Source organism: Micromonospora zhanjiangensis (assembly GCF_042650605.1).
In the GTDB taxonomy this organism is placed as follows: Bacteria; Actinomycetota; Actinomycetes; order Mycobacteriales; family Micromonosporaceae; genus Micromonospora_J; species Micromonospora_J zhanjiangensis.
In genome coordinates, this window is record NZ_JBHSBN010000022.1 from 38,219 (window position 1) to 55,367 (window position 17,149).

16 protein-coding genes are annotated in these 17,149 nt (G+C 73.5%); 7 read left to right on the forward strand and 9 right to left on the reverse strand.

The window, feature by feature from the left end; translation table 11 throughout:
- Positions 1–13: 13 nt before the first annotated feature.
- From ACFOX0_RS25300 to ACFOX0_RS25310, 3 genes are all read right to left on the reverse strand, one after another.
- Positions 14–622, reverse strand: a complete 609-nt coding sequence (locus ACFOX0_RS25300; protein WP_377550391.1) for a winged helix-turn-helix domain-containing protein — start codon at positions 620–622, stop codon at positions 14–16.
- A gap of 224 nt (positions 623–846) precedes the next feature.
- The gene (locus tag ACFOX0_RS25305) at positions 847–1,371 is read right to left on the reverse strand and encodes a rhodanese-like domain-containing protein (RefSeq protein WP_377550526.1); all 525 of its coding nucleotides are present in this window, start codon (positions 1,369–1,371) and stop codon (positions 847–849) included.
- A gap of 32 nt (positions 1,372–1,403) precedes the next feature.
- Entirely contained in the window at positions 1,404–1,868 is a 465-nt protein-coding gene (locus ACFOX0_RS25310) for a cysteine dioxygenase (RefSeq protein WP_377550393.1), read from the reverse strand.
- Positions 1,869–2,101: 233 nt separating this feature from the next.
- Here ACFOX0_RS25310 and ACFOX0_RS25315 point away from each other — a divergent pair, with 233 nt between their 5' ends.
- Complete coding sequence (locus tag ACFOX0_RS25315) at positions 2,102–2,359, forward strand: hypothetical protein (protein WP_377550395.1); 258 nt, start codon at positions 2,102–2,104, stop codon at positions 2,357–2,359.
- A gap of 22 nt (positions 2,360–2,381) precedes the next feature.
- Positions 2,382–3,335 (forward strand): DUF3500 domain-containing protein, encoded by a 954-nt coding sequence (locus tag ACFOX0_RS25320; protein ID WP_377550397.1) that lies wholly within the window; start codon positions 2,382–2,384, stop codon positions 3,333–3,335.
- 40 nt (positions 3,336–3,375) lie between these two features.
- On the opposite strand, the gene ACFOX0_RS25325 is transcribed toward ACFOX0_RS25320, so the two are convergent.
- Entirely contained in the window at positions 3,376–4,440 is a 1,065-nt protein-coding gene (locus ACFOX0_RS25325) for a saccharopine dehydrogenase family protein (protein WP_377550399.1), read from the reverse strand.
- Positions 4,441–4,598: 158 nt separating this feature from the next.
- Between ACFOX0_RS25325 and ACFOX0_RS25330 the strand changes: the two genes are divergently transcribed.
- A complete protein-coding gene (locus ACFOX0_RS25330; RefSeq protein WP_377550401.1) occupies positions 4,599–5,531 on the forward strand; it encodes an AraC family transcriptional regulator in 933 nt (310 codons plus the stop codon).
- On the opposite strand, the gene ACFOX0_RS25335 is transcribed toward ACFOX0_RS25330, so the two are convergent.
- The 5 genes from ACFOX0_RS25335 to ACFOX0_RS25355 all read right to left on the reverse strand — a co-directional run bounded on the left by ACFOX0_RS25335 (position 5,532) and on the right by ACFOX0_RS25355 (position 11,814).
- Positions 5,532–6,044 carry a DUF2231 domain-containing protein gene (locus tag ACFOX0_RS25335; RefSeq protein WP_377550403.1) on the reverse strand — a complete coding sequence of 171 codons (513 nt, stop codon included), beginning with the start codon at positions 6,042–6,044 and terminating at the stop codon, positions 5,532–5,534. It lies immediately after the preceding gene.
- 83 nt (positions 6,045–6,127) lie between these two features.
- The gene (locus ACFOX0_RS25340) at positions 6,128–7,021 is read right to left on the reverse strand and encodes a GAF and ANTAR domain-containing protein (RefSeq protein ID WP_377550405.1); all 894 of its coding nucleotides are present in this window, start codon (positions 7,019–7,021) and stop codon (positions 6,128–6,130) included.
- A 276-nt stretch (positions 7,022–7,297) separates the two neighbouring features.
- On the reverse strand, positions 7,298–9,595 hold the full coding sequence (gene secA2 / locus ACFOX0_RS25345; protein ID WP_377550407.1) for an accessory Sec system translocase SecA2: 2,298 nt from the start codon (positions 9,593–9,595) through the stop codon (positions 7,298–7,300).
- A 52-nt stretch (positions 9,596–9,647) separates the two neighbouring features.
- Positions 9,648–10,736, reverse strand: a complete 1,089-nt coding sequence (locus ACFOX0_RS25350) for a zinc-dependent alcohol dehydrogenase (RefSeq protein WP_377550409.1) — start codon at positions 10,734–10,736, stop codon at positions 9,648–9,650.
- Positions 10,729–11,814, reverse strand: a complete 1,086-nt coding sequence (locus ACFOX0_RS25355) for a Gfo/Idh/MocA family protein (protein ID WP_377550411.1) — start codon at positions 11,812–11,814, stop codon at positions 10,729–10,731. Before ACFOX0_RS25355 ends, ACFOX0_RS25350 begins: the two co-directional genes overlap by 8 nt.
- Positions 11,815–12,114: 300 nt before the next feature.
- Here ACFOX0_RS25355 and ACFOX0_RS25360 point away from each other — a divergent pair, with 300 nt between their 5' ends.
- The 4 genes from ACFOX0_RS25360 (at position 12,115) to ctaD (ending at position 17,092) form a co-directional block, all read left to right on the forward strand.
- Complete coding sequence (locus ACFOX0_RS25360) at positions 12,115–13,143, forward strand: glucosyl-3-phosphoglycerate synthase (protein ID WP_377550413.1); 1,029 nt, start codon at positions 12,115–12,117, stop codon at positions 13,141–13,143.
- Positions 13,134–14,291 carry a glycosyltransferase gene (locus tag ACFOX0_RS25365; protein WP_377550415.1) on the forward strand — a complete coding sequence of 386 codons (1,158 nt, stop codon included), beginning with the start codon at positions 13,134–13,136 and terminating at the stop codon, positions 14,289–14,291. The genes ACFOX0_RS25360 and ACFOX0_RS25365 overlap by 10 nt, the downstream gene beginning before the upstream one ends.
- A gap of 84 nt (positions 14,292–14,375) precedes the next feature.
- Positions 14,376–14,849, forward strand: coding sequence for a DUF4383 domain-containing protein (locus ACFOX0_RS25370; RefSeq protein ID WP_377550417.1), 474 nt, complete (start codon positions 14,376–14,378; stop codon positions 14,847–14,849).
- A gap of 197 nt (positions 14,850–15,046) precedes the next feature.
- Entirely contained in the window at positions 15,047–17,092 is a 2,046-nt protein-coding gene (gene ctaD / locus ACFOX0_RS25375; RefSeq protein WP_377550419.1) for an aa3-type cytochrome oxidase subunit I, read from the forward strand.
- Positions 17,093–17,149: the final 57 nt, after the last annotated feature.

A 17,149-nucleotide genomic window follows, 5' to 3' on the forward strand; every position in this document is an offset into this window, starting at 1 on the left:
GCCTCGGGTGGGGTCAGCCGGTGCGGTCGACGGAGACCCGGGCGTCGTCGGCCAGCCGGTAGCCCACCCCGTAGACCGTCGTCACCAGCGGTACGTCGGCGCCGACCTTGCCGCGCAGCCGGCGGATGTGCACGTCCACCGTGCGCACGCCGGCGTGTTCGTAGCCCCAGACCGCGGCCAGCAGTTGCAGCCGGGTGAACACCCGCCGAGGGTGCGCGACCAGGTGCATGAGCAGGTCGAACTCCAGCCGGGTCAGCGGCAGCGGCTCGGCGTCCAGCAGCACCGACCGGGAGGCGGCGAGGATGTGCAGCGACGGGGCGGTCGTGGCGGGGGCGGCGGCGGGTTGCTGGCGCAGCGCCGGCGGGTCGAACCGGCGATCGGCACCGATCGGCGTGACGCTCACGTTGGCGTCGCCGCGCTCGACGAGTTCCCGGGCCGCGTCGAGCAACCGCCGGGCCGGCGCGGTCAGCGCCTCCTCCCCCTGCAACGGGATGGACAGTGTCAGGGTCAGCGCGGGAACGGCGGTGGTGGCTGGCCGACGCTGGACGCCGGGCGGGCGACCAGGTCCCGCGAGCTGGGACGCACGCCATCCGGTACGCGACGAAGCAGGGCTGACCGACATGGTCCTCCTAGGCTGGTCCGGGTTTCTCCCCACGGCCCGGGGCGCCGCAGCCTCGATGCTTCCCGGCGCCCGGACGAGGGTCAAGGGCCGCGGCGTTGCATGAATGTGACAATTGACGAACAGACCGGAGCGGATCACTCGCTCTCGGTACCAGAATGGATGGTATATGAGGGCACCCGGACGGCTGAACGCCCGGGTGCCATCCGATCATCGGCGATGGCCGATCAGAACCGGACCGACGTCCGACCGACCGGTCTCACCAGCATCGATGGTGCCGCGCCGGGCGGGACGGGGATGCCGAACGGCCGGGCGTAGACGTCGGTCGGGCCGAACGCCGGCAGGCCGGCCATCCGCCACGCGGCGAACCCGCCGATCACGTCGGTGGCCCGGTGCAGGCCGACATCCTGCAGGGCGGCGGCGGCCAGCGACGAGGTGTATCCCTCCTGACAGAGCACGACGACGGGCAGGTCGTACCGGTCGGCGATCGGCAGCCGGGCGGCGCAGCGCGGGTCGAACCGCCACTCCAGCACGTTGCGTTCGACGACGAGCGCGCCCGGGACGGTGCCCGTCGCGGCGCGCTGCGCGGCGGGCCGGATGTCCACCAGGACGGCGCCGGCGCGGTGCGCCAGGTGGGCCGTCTCGGCATCGACCCGGCGCAGTCGGGCCCGGGCGGCGGCCAGGATGTCGTCGATCCCGCGGGCACCGGCGGGCGCGGCGTCCTCGGCGGGACCGGCGGGCGTCCAGGGCAGCGGCAGTACGGAGGTCGGGTACGGACGGGCGCTCACCAGGCCACCCCCGCCTCGGCCACCTCGACCATCCGCAACCGTCCGTCGTGGAGGTCGTAGCGGTTCATCCGGCGCAGCGCGGGACGGTAGACGTGCACGCTCACGGCCGGCCGGTCGCCCCGGTTGCTCACCCGGTGCACGTGTCGCGGGCCGAAGGACCGCCCGGTGCCGGTGACGAGCGTGCGCGGCCGCAACGTCCCGGCGGCCACCGTCTCCTCGGTGAGTTCGCCGGAGACGACGGTGAACGCCCCGGCGCAACCGCCGTGGTCGTGCAGGTCGGTGTGCTGGCCGGGCAACCAGGTCAGTACCCACACCTCGTGGTCGGGCGTGCCGCCGAGGCGCGCGTACCACCGCTGCGCCGGGTCGTACCGGACCGGGAACGGCCAGGCCTCCGGGTCGGCGGCATACTGGCGGGCCACGGCCAGCAGGCCACGCTCCGCCCGGGTGAGAGAGATCATCATTTACCCTTCGCAGGTCGGACCACGGCGTCAGGGACAGATTAGTCTTCAAACCCTATCGGATTAATAGGGTTTCCCGGATGACGGGACAGCGGATCCGACCCGCCGAGTCGGCCCGGGCGGTGGACACGGCCTCGGGCCCGCCGCGGCCCGACCCCGCGACGCGGGACCGGGCCGGGTGGGCCGTCCGGGACCCAGTGAGGTTTGCCCGTCGGGAGTACGGGTAGCCGCCGGCCATGACGACGTCGAACGCGCCCGACGCCCTGCTGCTGGGCGGTCCCCGGGACGGCACGTTGTTCACCGCGGACGACGCCGCCGTCGTGCAGTTGGAGATCGACGGGCTGATCCAGCGCTATCTGCGAACCACCAGCCGGCAGGACCACCGCGGCCAGCCGGTGCTGGTCTACGTCTACGACGGTGCGACCCCGCCGGACGGCGGGCTGCCGGGCATCGGCCTGGCCGACGGCGGACCACCCGCCGCGGGCGCCTGGTAGCCGGGACCGGTATACAGGGCGGATGACGCACGATTCGGCGGCGACCCGGATGCGGGCCGCCGGGAGCGCCCTGTTGGCGACGCTGGACCCGGTGGCCCGGGTGGCGGTCGCGCACGCGTTCGACGACGAGCCGGCCCGCCGGTGGATCGAGTACCGGCCCCGACCCCGACCCGGCGCCTGCCTCGCCGATCTGGACCCGGCCGCCCGCAAGGCGGCGCACCGGCTGTTGGCGACCGGGCTGAGCCGGCACGCCTACGCCCAGGCAATGACGGTCGTCGCGTTGGAGGAGGTGCTGGACCGGGACGAGGGTTGGCGCCGCGGCCGGCACAGCGGCGACTACTGGGTGGCGGTGTTCGGCGACCCCGGGCGGGACGACCTGTGGTCCTGGCGGTTCGAGGGCCACCACCTGTCGGTCACCATGACCGTCCGGGACGACCGGGTCTCCCCCGCCCCGGTGTTCCTCGGCGCCAACCCGGCCCGGGTCGACCACGCCGGTCGTACGGTGTGCGCGCCGCTCGCCCCCGAGGAGGACCTCGGACACGCGCTGCTGGCCGCCCTCGACCCGGCCGGCCGGTCGGCGGCGATCGTGGCCGACGAGGCGCCCACGGACATCCACAGCGGCACCCGGCCCCGGACCGACCGGCTGGAACCGCTCGGGCTGTCCGCCGGTCGGCTGGACGGAACGGCCCGGCAGACGCTCGACCACCTCGTCACGCTCTATCTGGACCGGCTCCCCGAACCGGTCGCGGCGGCCGAGGCCGCCCGGATCGCGGCCGGGGACCTGCACTTCGCCTGGGCCGGTCCGCCCGGACCGGGCGGCCGGCACTACTACCGGATCCAGGGCGACGACCTGCTGATCGAGTACGACAACACCAGCCCGGACGGCAACCACGCGCACACCGTGCTGCGCCGGCCGGACAGCGACTTCGGCGACGACGTGCTCGCCGCGCACCACACCGACACGCCGCACCCCTGAGGGACGGGTCCGGGGGCCGGAACCACCGCCGAAGCGGCCGTCAGGACGAGACGGGCACACCGTCGAGGAGGGTGATCGTCCAGTCGATTCCGTGCCCACCGAGAAAGTCGAGGAAGTCGGTCGGGTCGAACGCCTGGGCGGGTACGAGCACACCCGGTCGCGTGCCGCCGAGAGCGAGCCGGCGGGCCGCCTCCACGGAGATCGTCGCCGTGCTGCCGTAGGTGTCGACGCCCCGGACCACTCCCCGCACCCACCGACCGTCGGCCCCGGACACGTCCACCACGTACGTGAAGCGTTGCCCGCGCCGGTCGTCTTCGGACGGCCCGGCCGGGAGGCCCGCGATGACCGGTCCGGCAAGCGGCGTGGCCAGCCGCGCGCCGAGGGCGGCGTCGGCGAGGCCCTCGACCCGCCGGACCGACGTGTGCCGGGGGATGGTGACCACCTCCGGTAGCGGGAACCGTGCCACCGTCGTCGGTGCGGCGGCATCGGGAAACACGACCGACCTGGGCCGGGCGGGAACGTCACCGCGCCACTCGCCGTCCTGGTAGACGAGCCCGCCTGACCGGACCACGTCGATCGTCTCGGCGAGCGAGCGGAGCGAGCCACGGGACATCCCGCCGGCCCCGACGACGAGGTGGCTGACGATTACTTCCTCGATGGGATCGACGCGCTCGGCCAACAGGCGGGCGACCAGGTCCACCGGAAGACATGCGTCGTTCGTCCCGGGGACGACCGTCACCCCCGCGTCTTCCGCCGCCGTGGCGAAGCCCCGGAAAACGGCGTCGAGGTACAGCTGCTCGCCCGCGGTGTCGACATAGTGGCAACCGGCGGCGACGGCGGCCCGCACGACGGCCGGCCCGGTGGGCGTGAACGGTCCGGCGCAGTTGACGACGGTGTCGGCATCCCGGAAGGCCGCCACCATGGCGTCGTGGTCGTCCGTGTGCGCCACCCGCCACCGCGGCTCACCGACGTCCACCGCCGCGGCGGCCGCCCGCACGCGATCACCGTCGCGTCCGACGAGGACCATGTCGATGTTCCGCCGGGCCAGTTCGGCGAGGACGAGTCCGGCCTGGTAACCGGTCGCGCCGTAGACGGCGATCCGCATGAGTGCTCCCCACGAGAACGATTCGGAGAATTTCGGCGAGCTGCCAGCAGCTCGTTCGTGATCACCGTAGGCCGCGGTGGAAGACGCCCCAATGCTTGAGGCGCTTACCTTCCTGTGCAATCGTCTCGCCGGTTGAGCGTGGCGATAGGCTGCTCGCCATGGATGTGCTGTCCGACGCGGTGGTCGCCATGCGGACGGGCCGTCCACACTCCGGATGGGTACGCCGACAGGCGCCGTTCGGGACGCGGTTTCCCGCCTTCGACGGTGCTGGCTTCCACGTCGTCCTGCGGGGATCGTGCTGGCTGCTGCCGGGCGACGGTGCCCCGGTTGCCCTCGGCACGGGAGACGTCGTCCTGCTGCCCCGCGGAACCGGTCACGGACTCGCCGACAGCCTCTCCACCCGGTTGGTGGACGCTCCCCCGTCGCCGGCCGCAGCCGACGGCCGGACCAACGACCGGATGCCGACCGGGCACGACATGGCGGTCGGGGTCACCCACATGCTCTGCGGCGCCTACCTGCTGGACCGATTTCGGCCGCACCCGCTGTTGGGCGAGCTGCCCGAGGTCGTACACCTGCCGGCGCGCGTCGGCCGACACACCGGGCTACGCGCGGCCGTCGACCTGCTCGACGAGGAACTCGAGAACGCCCGGCCGGGCGCCGACGCGATGATGCCGGCCCTGCTGGACGTCCTGCTGCTGCACATCCTGCGCACGTGGTTGGACGACCGGCGGGAGCACACCCGGACGGGTTGGTCGGCCGCGCTGCGCGACCCCGCGGTGGCCGCGGCCCTGCGGGCCATCCATGACGCTCCGGGCCATCCATGGACGGTCCAGAAACTGGGCGCTCGGGCGGGACTGTCCCGGGCGGCCATCGCGCGGAGATTCACCGGCCTGGTCGGCCAGCCGCCGCTGACGTACCTCGCCTGGTGGCGGATGACGCTCGCCGCGCGTCTGTTGCGCGACGGCGACACGCCGGTTGCCGCGATCGCCCGCCGGGTCGGTTACGCCTCCGAGTCCGCCTTCGCGCACGCGTTCAAACGTGCCGTTGGAGTTGCTCCCGGAGCGTTTCGCCGTTCGGCCCCCGGACGGTAGTCAGCCGGCGGGCGCCTGGTTGGTGGCCGGCACCGGCAGCACGGCGGCCAGCGACGAGTCGGCGTCGTCGTGGGGCACCGCGTCGGCGGGGACGCGGTCGAACCGGCGCACCAGCACCGTGCCGAGCGCGACGCCGAGCGAACCGACGGCCAGCCCGAGCACCTCCAGCACGACCACGCCGCCGCCCACCCGGTGCTCGGGCGCGCCGGCCCGGACCAGGCAGGCCAGGACGAACAGGCCGGCCGCCACCGCGTTGGTCACGTTGAAGCTGACCGCGGCGCGGCGGGTCCGGCCCGGGGTCGCGTCCCAGAGGTCGACCAGCCCGGCGACCGCGGTCAACGCCGCGGCGACCAGGCCGGCCACCATGGTCCAGTAACCCACCTGGCCGAGCAGCGCGGGCGCACCGGCGACGGCGGCCACGTCGAACACCGTGGCGCAGACGAAGAGTCCGAAGGGAAAGGTCACCAGCATCGGCTGGATCGGATTCCCCGCCAACCGCAGACGACTGTCCACGATGTCACCTCCCCAGGCATACGATCCGTACGGTCCAGGTTCGTACCCCGGCGGGGTGAGGTCAAACGACTGTCCGGTGTGGGTCAGCTCGCCGACCCGGTCGGATGGTTGCGGGCCACCGAGGCGACCAGGCGTTCGGCCACCTCCCGGACCGGGATCGACAACGCCGTCGACGCGGTACGCAGCACCTGCAGCGCCTCGGGCGCCGGACAGCCGCGCTGGGTCATGATGACGCCGATCGCCTGGCCGAGCACCCCGTCTATCAGCGACTCGTCGAGTTCGCCGGCGGCCGCCGCCTGCCGGGCCCGGTCCCGTACCCCGGCCAGCAGCAGGCCGGCGTGCTCGGCCAGCAGCATCGCGGTGAGCTGCCGGGACGGCGTCAGTCGGGCCGGCTCGCGGGAGTAGAGGCTGACCGCCCCGATCACCTGCTCGTCGACGTCGAACGGCGCGACCAGCACCCCGTGCACTCCGAGCGCGAGCGCCCGGTGCCGCCACGCCGACCAGTGGTCCCCGGTCCGCAGGTCGGGGATCAGGACCAGTTCCCGCCGGCGGATGGCGGTCAGCACCGGCCCATCCCCGTCGTACGCCGGCCCGTCGGACCCGGGCCGCGACGCGGGCTCCACGTAGGTCGGGCCGGCGGTAACCGCCGGACCGACCGGAAACTCGTCGACGGCGGTACCCGCCGGACCGGTCGGGAGTTCGTCGAGGATCTCGCCGGGCCGCAGGGCGTCGAGGTCGCGCAGCGACTCGTCGCTGACCGCCACGGTCGCCGGCTGGCCGGCCCGCAGCACCGTCACCGAACTCCAGGTCACCCCGGCCACCGCGGTCCGGCAGGTCCGGACCACCTGGTCGAGCGCCGCGTCGAAGTCGGTGCCCCGGATCAGCCCCGCGGTCAGTTCCCGCAGCAGGGCGGCCGTCTCCAGCACGCCCAGGGTCTCGTGGGTGGCGTCGCGGGCCGCGTGGGTCCCCAGCCTCACCGGGACCCGGTCCCGGCCGGCGCGGCGGCCGACGTCCCGGCCCCGGCTCCTGGCACGAACTCAACCATCTTCACGTCTCTCCCCCGTGACCGTCGTTCTGGGCCCGGGGCTACTACCCGGCCGGTCACGGCTGCAAACAGTCAGAAAAAGCCACATCTCATCGCCGAATGCGGTAGCGGCCTCGCGGTGGAACCGAGCCCACCCCGGACCGCGCCCACCGCAGCGGCGCTGCCCGCCGGTACGTGACCGGCGGGCAGCGTACGGCGACAACGCCGGTCAGCGCGAGCCGGATCCGGCCAGCCGGCGGCCGACCGAGGCGATCAACCGGTCCAGCTCCGAGCCGAACGGGTTGTCGTGCACCAGGTACGTCCAGGTGGCGCTGGGCCGGACCAGCGACGACTCGTCCGGCTCCCAGTCGTCGTCGAACTCGGTCTCCTCGAAGGTCGCCACGGTCCGTTCCTCGATCGCCGGGATCAGCGCGTTGAAGGCGGGCACGGCCGACCGGTGGAACTCGTCCAGCGGGTCCAGCCGGCCGAGCGCCCGCAGGTGCACGCCCTCGCGTACCTCGGACAGCTCGGCCAGGTGCTCGGCCCAGAGCCGGTCGAGGTGGTAGAGCGCGATCGACCGGGCGGCCCGGGACAGGATGTCCTCGTCCATGTCCTCGGTCTTCTCCGGCAGGCGGTCCATCAGCATCAGGGCCGCCACCTCCGAGGTGAGCAGCCGCTCGCGGCGCTCGGCGAGGGCCTTGCGCTGCTGCTCGATCACCACGTTGTAGCGCCAGGTGTTGCGGTGGATCTCGTGGTTGACGCCCTCGGCCACCCGCTGCGCGTGCTCCACGGCGAAGTCCACCTGCTCGTCGGTGACCAGGCCGTCGGCGTTCATCCGGGGCGACGGCGGCACCGCGTCCAGGGCGTGCCGGGTGACCAGGTTGTCCTCCAGACTGACGAAGAAGACCGACCCGCCGGGGTCGCCCTGCCGGCCGGCCCGGCCGCGCAGCTGGTCGTCGACCCGCCGGCTGTCGTGCCGGCCGCTGCCCATCACCATCAGGCCGCCCAGCTCGACGACCCGGTCCCGGTCGGACTCGTCGCTGCCACCGAGCCGGATGTCGACACCCCGGCCGGCCATCTGGGTGGAGACGGTGACCGCGCCGTACGCGCCGGCCTCGGCGATGATCGCCGCCTCCTCGTCGTCGTTCTTGGCGTTCAGCACCACGCAGGGCACCCCGGCGGCGTTCAGGCCGGCGGCCAGCCCCTCGGACTCCTTGACGTCCAGGGTGCCGACCAGCACCGGCCGACCGGCCTCGTGGCAGCGCTTGATCTCGTCGATCAGCGCCTCCTCCTTCTCGGCCCGGGTGGCGTAGATCCGGTCCGGGTCGTCGACCCGCACGCACGGCGTGTTCGGCGGGATCACCGCGACCTCGAGACCGAAGAATTCCCGCAGCTGGTCGCCGATCAGCACGGCGGTGGCGGTCATCCCGCACACCGTCCTGTACAGCGCGACGTACGCCTGGACCGTGACGGTGCCGAGCACCTCGCCCTCGGCGGTGGCGTTCAGCCCCTCCTTGGCCTCCACCGCGGCCTGCAGGCCGTCCGGCCAGCGCCGCCGCTGGGCGACCCGGCCGCGCATCTCGTCGATCAGCTCGACGGTGCCGTCCCGGACGATGTAGTCGATGTCCCGGTGCAGCAGGGCGTGGGCGTGCAGCGCGACGTTGACGGCCGAGAGCTGCTCGACGTGCTCGGTGTCGTACAGGTCGATGCCGCCCAGCTTGGCCTCCATGTTGGCCAGGCCGGCGGCGGTGAAGGCGGCGCTGCGGCCGTCCTCGGCGACCTCGTAGTCCCGGCCCGCGCGCAGGCCGCGCACCAGCGCCGCGGCGGCGTGCACCGGGTCCTGCTCGCCGGGGACCGCGCCGGCCAGCACCATCGGCACCCGGGCCTCGTCGATCAGGATCGAGTCCGCCTCGTCGACGATCGCCGTCGCCAGCCCTCGCTGGACCCGCTGGTCCAGGTCGGTGACGAGCTGGTCGCGCAGGAAGTCGAAACCGGCCTCGCTCACCGAGACATAGGTGACGTCCTTCGCGTACGCCTCGCGGCGCTCCTCGGGGGTGGACGCCTCGGTCACCCAGCCGACGGTCAGGCCGAGCAGCGTGTAGACCGGCTCCATCCACTGCGCGTCCCGGCGGGCCAGGTAGTCGTTGACGGTCAGCACGTGGACCGGCCCGTTCCCGTGCCGGACGTGCCCGTACGCGGCGATGGTGGCGGTCAGGGTCTTGCCCTCACCGGTGGCCATCTCGGCCACCTTGCCGGCCAGCAGCGACATCGCGCCGAGCAGCTGCACGTCGTACGGCCGTTGGTCCAGGCCGCGCCGGGCGGCCTCCCGACCGACGGCGCAGATCTCGGTGTAGTCCTCCGCCCGACCGGCGGCCTCGGTCAGCTCGGCGTCGTCCAGCGCCGTCAGGTCCTCTTCCCGGGCCTCGATGGCCGGCAACAGCTTCTCCAGTGGTGCCAGGTCGACGGTGCTGCCCGGCCGCTGGAGAAAGCGCCGGAACCTGTTCTTGACTCGCTGCGACACGCCCATGACCGGAAACGGTAGCCGACCGGAGGCCGGCGGTGCGGCCCGGCCGGGCGGGTCACCCGCTGAGAATTACCTGGATCTCCCGCCGGCGCCGTCGGGCCAGGTCGGTGAGCAGGGCCGGTGCCTCGTCGAACGGCACCACCGCCGAGATCAGATTGGCGCTGATCAATCCCCCGTACGCCCGGAGCAGGTCGACGGTCTCGCCGGACAGCCGGTCCCGGTCCCAGGCCGGCGCCAGCCCGCGGGGCACCCGGCCGATCTGGGCGCAGCGCAGGGTCAGCCCGTTGTGGTGGAACTCCTCGCCGAACCGGACCTCGTCCGCGCCGCCCTGGTAGAAGGCCAGGTCGATCACGGTGCCCTGGGGCCGCAGCAGGCGCAGGGCGAGCCGCAGCGCGGACGCCTGCCCCCGGCACTGGAAGACCACGTCGGCGCCCCGGTCCCCCGGACCGTGCGCCCAGCGGGTCTTCAGCACGGTGGCCGGGTCCGCCGCGTCCGGATCCAGGGTCTCCAGACCCAGCGCCTCGGCCACCGCGCGCCGGGCCGGGGTCGGATCCAGCACCACCACCGAGGCGGCACCGTGCCGGACCGCGAACAGGGCGGTCAGCAGGGCCACCACTCCGGCGCCGGTCACCGCCACCCGCCGGCCGCGGACCCCGTCACCGAGATCGCGTACGGCCGGACCGTGCGCGTCGGCGGCGGCGTGCAACAGCCCGTTGGCGCAGATCGGACCCATGTGCGCCAGGTAGACGCCGAGCATCGGGTCGAGGTCGGGCGGCAGCGGGACGAACCGGTCGACCAGCGGATCGGCCAGGTGGCCGGTGCGGTGCCCGTACGCCATCGCGCCGACCTGCCCCTCGGTCACCCCGGGGGTACGGCTGTGCGTCACCCGGGCGACCTGCATGTACCCGAGCCGGGTCACCGGGTACGGCGTGCTCGGCGCGCCCGGCCGGAACAGCCCGAGGCCGGCGTCCCAGGTGGCCCGCAGGTACGGGTTGGTGCCCTTGACGTAGCTGAGTTCGGTGCCGGCGGAGACGCCGCTGAACAGCGTCTCGACCCGGAACCCGCCGTCCGGGACCGGCGCCTGCGGCTCGGTACGCAGCTCCACCCGGCCCGGCCCGGTCACCACGACCACCCGGTCAGCCATCGCCGCGCACCCGCACCGGTGGCTCCGCCGGCACCGGCGAACCGGTCGCGACCGGCCGCCCGCCGGGAGGCACCGGCCATCGGCGGTCGCCGGGACGGACCGGACGGCCGGTACGGGTCGACTCGGCCAGCGCGCAGGCCAGCCGGTGGGTGGCCACCGCCTCGGCGTACGGCACCCGGACGTCGGCCCCGACTCCCCGTACCGTGTCGACGAAGGCCCGGTCGACCGCCGTACGGGCGGCGTCCGGGTCGGCCGGGACGGTCCACTCGCCGGTGCCGTCCCGGACGGTCAGGCCGTGCTCGCCGACCGACAACGCCAACCCGTCGGCGAGCACCTCCACCCCGGCCCGGTGCTTCCAGGACAGGACGCAGGCGGCGGTCACCACCCCCACGGCGCCGGCGGCGAACCGCAGCACCGCGGCCGTCACGCCGTCGATGTCGGCGCCGTCGAGGTACGCGCCGTCGGGGTCCGCGCCGCCGGCCCGGGGTGGTGTCCCGTCGCCGTAGCCGCACACCTCAGTCGCCTCGCCGGCCAGCAGCCGCATCAGGTCGAGCACGTGCGCGGCCTGTTCCACCACCGGTCCGCCGGACAGTTCCCGCCGGGGCCACCAGGCCACCGGCGGCACCCGGTCCCACCAGGCGCCGCCGATCATCCGGACCGGCCGGTCGGCCAGCAGCTCCCGGGCCCGGTCCACCACCGCCAGGTACCGCCAGTGGTGGCCGACGGCGGTGACCGTGCCCCGCTCGCGCGCCAGCGCCTCGACCCGTTCCGCGGTGGCCAGGTCGGCGGCCACCGGTTTCTCCACGAACATCGGCAGCCCGGCGGCGAGCACCGCCTCCTCGGCCGGGCCGTGCGCGAACGGGGGCACGCAGACGTACACCGCGTCCAGGTCCGCCGCGAGGACCGCGGCCACGTCCGGCAGGGCCCGGCAGCCGACCTGGTCGGCCAGCCCCTCGGCGGCGGCCGGGACCACGTCGGTGACGCAGACGAGATCGACGTCGTCGAAGCCGGCCAGTACCCGGGCGTGCCGCCGCGCCACCCCACCCGCCCCCACCAGCCCCACCCGACACCTCCGCATCGGCCGCCCGCCTTTCCCGTCGCCGAGACCCTGGCGGGGATTGGCCCTCGGAACGGCCACTTCGCGCCAAGATCGTCTGGATGCGCCCGCCGCCGGGACGGCGTGGCTGGTGGCCGTGTGCCTCGGGGGGCGGGTTTCAAACGTCGTGGCCGGGGCGTAGCGGGGGGTGCGGGGAGCGAAGATCACGACGTGGGCGGGCGGCGCCGCATAGAGTCGGTCGGCCCGGGAAATCGCGGTGGGACGCGGATCCGACCGGACTCGCGATCCGGCACGCTCGGCCCGACCCGGGAGGGGTGACCCGTGAGGCAGGTACGACAGACCGTCCCACCGGGCGCACCCGGGTGGCCCGGCCGCCGCACCGGCACCGCCGACGAGTGGACGGCGCCGGGACTGCTGCCAGCCAAGGGGGACACCACGGTCAGCGTGGTCCTTCCGGCGCACGACGAGCGGGAAACCGTGGGCGCCATCGTGGCGACCGTCCGGGACGAACTGGTGGATCGGGTACCCCTGGTCGACGAGGTGATCGTGGTGGACTCCCGGTCCACCGACGACACGGCGGCGGTGGCCGCCGCGGCCGGCGCGCGGGTGGTCAGCCAGGACCGGATGACCCAGGACCTGCCCCGGATGGCCGGCAAGGGCGACGCACTCTGGTCCGGCCTGGCGGCCGCCTCCGGCGACGTGGTCGCCTTCGTCGACGCCGACCTGCGCGAGTTCAGCCCGCACTTCGTCGTCGGCCTACTCGGCCCGCTGCTCACCGACCCCACGGTGGCCTTCGTCAAGGGTTTCTACCACCGGCCGCTGATCGGCACCTCCGGCGTGGAGCGCGACGGCGGGGGCCGGGTCACCGAACTGGCGGCGCGGCCGATGCTCAACCTGTTCTGGCCGGAACTGTCCGGTTTCATCCAACCGCTGGCCGGCGAGTACGCCGGCCGCCGCGCGGTGCTCGAACGGGTGCCGTTCGTCTCCGGGTACGGGGTGGAGACGGCGCTGCTGATCGACCTGCTGGACCTGGTCGGCCTGGACGCGCTGGCCCAGGTCGACCTCGGCGAGCGGCTGCACCGGCACCAGGACACCGAGGCGCTGGGCCGGATGTCCGCCCAGATCATGTTGACCGCCTGGTCCCGGCTGCACCGGCAGGGCCGGGTCAGCTCACCCGCCCCACCGACCTCGCTGCTCACCCAGTTCCGCCGGGTGCCCGGCGGCGGCGGTCCGGACGGGCTCCGGCGCGAGGTCGTGGTCACCGACGTGGCGGTGCAGGAGCGGCCGCCCCTGTTGGAGGTCGCCGACCTGATGCGGCGGCGCCGCGACGAGGTGGCGTCATGGGCCTGACGGTGCTGATGAACGCCGGCCCGTGGCTGGCCGTCCCGCCGCCCGGGTACGGCGGGATCGAGAACGTGGTGGCCACCCTCGTACCGGAGTTGCGCAAGCTCGGTGTGCGGGTGCTGCTCGCCTCGGTGGGCAGCAGCACGCTGGCCGCCGACGAGCGGCTGTCGGTGTTCCCCGACGGGCAGTTCGAGAACCTGCAGCGGCCGTACAACCAGGTCTGCGGGGTGGCCCAGGCGCACCTGCACGGGGTGGTCCGGACGCTGCGCGAGCGCGACGACATCGACCTGGTCCACGACCACGTGGAGGCGGTCGGCCTGGCCACCCTGGCCGCGCTGGGACCGGGCGCCGCGCCGGTGCTCCACACCCTGCACTGGGACCTGGGCAAACACCCCGATCTGTACGGCACGCTCGACGGCGGGGACCGGGTCCGGGTCAACGCGGTCTCGGCCGCGCAACTCGCCCGCGCCCCGCGGGCGCTGCGCGCGCACGCGATCGGCCACGTCCACCTGGCCACCCCACTCGCCGTGGGCGCCGACCGCCGGGCGCCGGTCGAGGTGGGGGACTACGCCCTGATCCTCGGCCGGATCACGCCGGGCAAGGGGCAGGACACCGGCGCCCGGCTGGCCCGGCGGGCGAACATCCCGCTGGTGCTGGCCGGCCCGGTCGGCCCGTACCGGGATCCGGCGGAACTGGCGGCGGCGGGTGCCGCGGCCCGGCAGAACCCGGACGTCCGGTTCTGGTACGACGAGGTCGCACCGCACGTGGACGGGGTGACCGTCCGGTGGATCGGCCAGGTGGCCGGCGCGGAGCGCGACGGCCTGGTCGCCCGGGCCCGGGCGACGCTCTTCCCGCTGCGCTGGGAGGAGCCGGGCGGCACGGCCGTGGTGGAGTCGTTGGCCCTCGGTACGCCGGTGGTGGCCACCCGGCGCGGCTGCCTGCCCGAGTTGATCGAACACGGGCGGACCGGGCTGCTCACCGACGACGAGGACGAACTGGCCGACCTGGTGGTCGCGGCGGGGCTGGTGGACCGGGCCGAGTGCGCCCGGGAGGCGGCTCGTCGCTTCACCCCGGAGGTGATGGCCCGGCGTTACCTGGAGCTGTACGAGCGGGTGCGCCGGCAGCCGGTGGCGGTCGCCGTGCTGGCGGCCTGACCGCGGTCCGCGCCGCCCGGGGCGCCCGATCGTTTGTCGGTCCGGGGGTCCGGAAGGCCCGCCGGCGAGGAGGTGTGGGCGCGCATGGTGACCGGACGAGCCCAGTCGCGGGCGCGGGCCCGACCGCATCCGGCCGCGCACCGGCCATCGGTGTGCCGGACGGGTCGAGCGCTCGCCGTGGTCTTCGTGCTGCTCGGGATCCTCGGCTTCGTCCCCGGCGTCACGATCGGCTACGACACGCTGCGGTTGGCCGGGCCGCTGTCCCGGGCGCTGCTGTTCGGCGCGTTCCAGGTGTCGGTCCTGCTCAACCTGGTGCACCTCGGATTCGGGCTGGTCGGGCTGGCGCTGTCCGGCACCGTCCCCGGTGCCGTCCGCTACCTGGCCGGCGGCGGCGCCCTGCTCCTGCTGCTGGCCGGCTACGGGCTGACGGTGGGGCACGGTACCGGCGCGGCCAACGTCCTGCCGGGCAATCCTGCGGACGCCTGGCTGCACCTGGGCTTCGGCCTCACCATGGTCACGCTGGGCCTGTTCTGCGCGGCCCGCCGCCGCTCGGCCTGACCCACCGCCGCCGGTCCATCCCGGGACGGCCGGCCATTCTCCGCGCCGCCGAGGCCGACCGGGCGGCGGTTCCCGATGAGGCGGAAGGAGGCGTACGGGCGGCGTATGGAGATTTACCCTGGTTGGTGGGTTTTCTCCAAACCGGACCGGGTAGCCACCCGCGTCCGGTGTGCGACGCGGTGACGGGGTGAGGGCGGATGCCGAAAAGGGTGACGACGGAGCCGCAGCGCGGCGGCGAGCCGGTGGTCCTGGCACCCGCGCACTTCGGCGGCTATCCCGGGCCGGTCCGCGACCCGGTCCGCGGCGGCACGCTGGTCAAGCTGCTGAGCACCACGGACGCGAAGCAGATCGGCCTGATGTACGGGGTCACCGCGTTCACGTTCTTCGTGATCGGCGGCTTCATGGCCATGCTGATCCGGGCCGAACTGGCCGAGCCGGGGCTGCAGTTCCTCTCCACCGAGCAGTACAACCAGTTGTTCACCATGCACGGCACGATCATGTTGCTGCTGTTCGCGACCCCACTGGTGTTCGCCTTCGGCAACTACGTCGTCCCGTTGCAGATCGGCGCGCCGGACGTCTCGTTCCCCCGGTTGAACGCCTTCGCCTACTGGCTGTACCTGTTCGGCGGGACGTTGGCGGTGGCCGGTTTCATCACCCCGAACGGGGCCGCCGACTTCGGCTGGACCGGCTACACCCCGCTGAGCAGCGCGCAGCACTCGCCGGGAGTCGGCGCCAACATGTGGATCTTCGGGTTGGTGATCTCCGGCCTCGGCACCATCCTCGGCGCGGTCAACATGATCACCACGATCGTGACCCTGCGCGCGCCCGGGATGACCCTGTTCCGGATGCCGATCTTCACCTGGAACCTGCTGCTCACCTCGGTCCTGGTGATCCTGGTCTTCCCGCTGCTGGCCGCGGCACTGTTGGCGCTCGCCGCCGACCGGCTGCTCGGCGCCCACGTGTACGACCCGTCCACCAACGGCCCGATGCTGTGGCAGCACCTGTTCTGGTTCTTCGGCCATCCCGAGGTGTACATCGTGGCGCTGCCGTTCTTCGGCATCGTCACCGAGATCATCCCGGTCTTCTCCCGCAAGCCGATCTTCGGCTACAAGGGCCTGGTCGCCGCGACCATCGCGATCACCGTCCTGTCGATGACCGTGTGGGCGCACCACATGTTCGCCACCGGCCAGGTGCTGCTGCCGTTCTTCAGCCTCCTCAGTTACCTGATCGCCGTGCCGACCGGGGTGAAGTTCTTCAACTGGGTCGGCACCATGTGGAAGGGCCAGCTCACCTTCGAAACGCCGATGTTGTTCGCCGTCGGGTTCCTGGTCACCTTCCTGCTCGGCGGGCTGACCGGGGTGCTGCTGGCCAGTCCCCCGGTGGACTTCCACGTCACCGACACCTACTTCGTGGTGGCGCACTTCCACTACGTCCTGTTCGGCACCATCGTGTTCGCCGCCTTCGGCGGGGTGTACTTCTGGTTCCCGAAGATGACCGGCCGGATGCTCGACGAACGGCTCGGCAAGCTGCACTTCTGGAGCATGTTCCTCGGCTTCCACGGCACCTTCCTGGTGCAGCACTGGCTGGGCAACGAGGGCATGCCCCGGCGGTACGCCGACTACCTGCCGTCCGACGGGTTCACCCTGCTGAACGAGATCTCCAGCGTGTCGTCGTTCGTGCTCGGCTTCTCCACCCTGTTCTTCGCCTACAACGTGTGGAAGTCGTGGCGCTTCGGTCGGCAGGTGACGGTCGACGACCCGTGGGGCTTCGGCAACTCGCTGGAGTGGGCGACCAGTTGTCCACCGCCGCTGCGCAACTTCGACCGGATGCCCCGGATCCGCTCCGAGCGGCCCGCCTTCGACGCCAAGTACGGTCACCTGGTCGCCGACCTCGGCCGTGACCTGCCGCAGCGCAGCACCCTGCCGCCGCAGCACCTGGCCGAGGAACTGCACCGCGAACGGCACCGGGAGGAGGGTCCGAGCGCCGTCGGCGCGCTGGGCGCGCACGAGGCCGTCGAGTACCACCCGCCCGCCCGGTCCGGGGCTCGCTACGTGGAGGTGCCCGAGCCGGAGGGGATCCGCCGCCCGTCGTTCGAGGAGGACCAGCCGGGCGTGTCCAATCCGCTCGCGGCGCAGGACGAAACCGACGAGGGTCCGGTGGGTGAGCGGTGGCGCAGCGGAACCGGTCCCGACGAGGAGACCGGTCCCGACGAGGAGACCGGCCGGACGAACCGGCCGGAATGACGGTGACCGGTCCGTCCGTCCGCCGGGCCCGCAGCCGGGGGCCGGACGCGGTGGTCG

What these genes read in the sequence shown, in the direction of transcription:
- ACFOX0_RS25300 (WP_377550391.1), bottom strand. Translation starts at nt 622, where the DNA reads ATGTCGGTCAGCCCTGCTTCGTCGCGTACCGGATGGCGTGCGTCCCAG.
- ACFOX0_RS25310 (WP_377550393.1), bottom strand. Translation starts at nt 1,868, where the DNA reads ATGATGATCTCTCTCACCCGGGCGGAGCGTGGCCTGCTGGCCGTGGCC.
- ACFOX0_RS25315 (WP_377550395.1), top strand. Translation starts at nt 2,102, where the DNA reads ATGACGACGTCGAACGCGCCCGACGCCCTGCTGCTGGGCGGTCCCCGG.
- ACFOX0_RS25320 (WP_377550397.1), top strand. Translation starts at nt 2,382, where the DNA reads ATGACGCACGATTCGGCGGCGACCCGGATGCGGGCCGCCGGGAGCGCC.
- ACFOX0_RS25325 (WP_377550399.1), bottom strand. Translation starts at nt 4,440, where the DNA reads ATGCGGATCGCCGTCTACGGCGCGACCGGTTACCAGGCCGGACTCGTC.
- ACFOX0_RS25330 (WP_377550401.1), top strand. Translation starts at nt 4,599, where the DNA reads ATGGATGTGCTGTCCGACGCGGTGGTCGCCATGCGGACGGGCCGTCCA.
- secA2 (WP_377550407.1), bottom strand. Translation starts at nt 9,595, where the DNA reads ATGGGCGTGTCGCAGCGAGTCAAGAACAGGTTCCGGCGCTTTCTCCAG.
- ACFOX0_RS25350 (WP_377550409.1), bottom strand. Translation starts at nt 10,736, where the DNA reads ATGGCTGACCGGGTGGTCGTGGTGACCGGGCCGGGCCGGGTGGAGCTG.
- ACFOX0_RS25355 (WP_377550411.1), bottom strand. Translation starts at nt 11,814, where the DNA reads ATGCGGAGGTGTCGGGTGGGGCTGGTGGGGGCGGGTGGGGTGGCGCGG.
- ACFOX0_RS25365 (WP_377550415.1), top strand. Translation starts at nt 13,134, where the DNA reads ATGGGCCTGACGGTGCTGATGAACGCCGGCCCGTGGCTGGCCGTCCCG.
- ACFOX0_RS25370 (WP_377550417.1), top strand. Translation starts at nt 14,376, where the DNA reads ATGGTGACCGGACGAGCCCAGTCGCGGGCGCGGGCCCGACCGCATCCG.
- ctaD (WP_377550419.1), top strand. Translation starts at nt 15,047, where the DNA reads ATGCCGAAAAGGGTGACGACGGAGCCGCAGCGCGGCGGCGAGCCGGTG.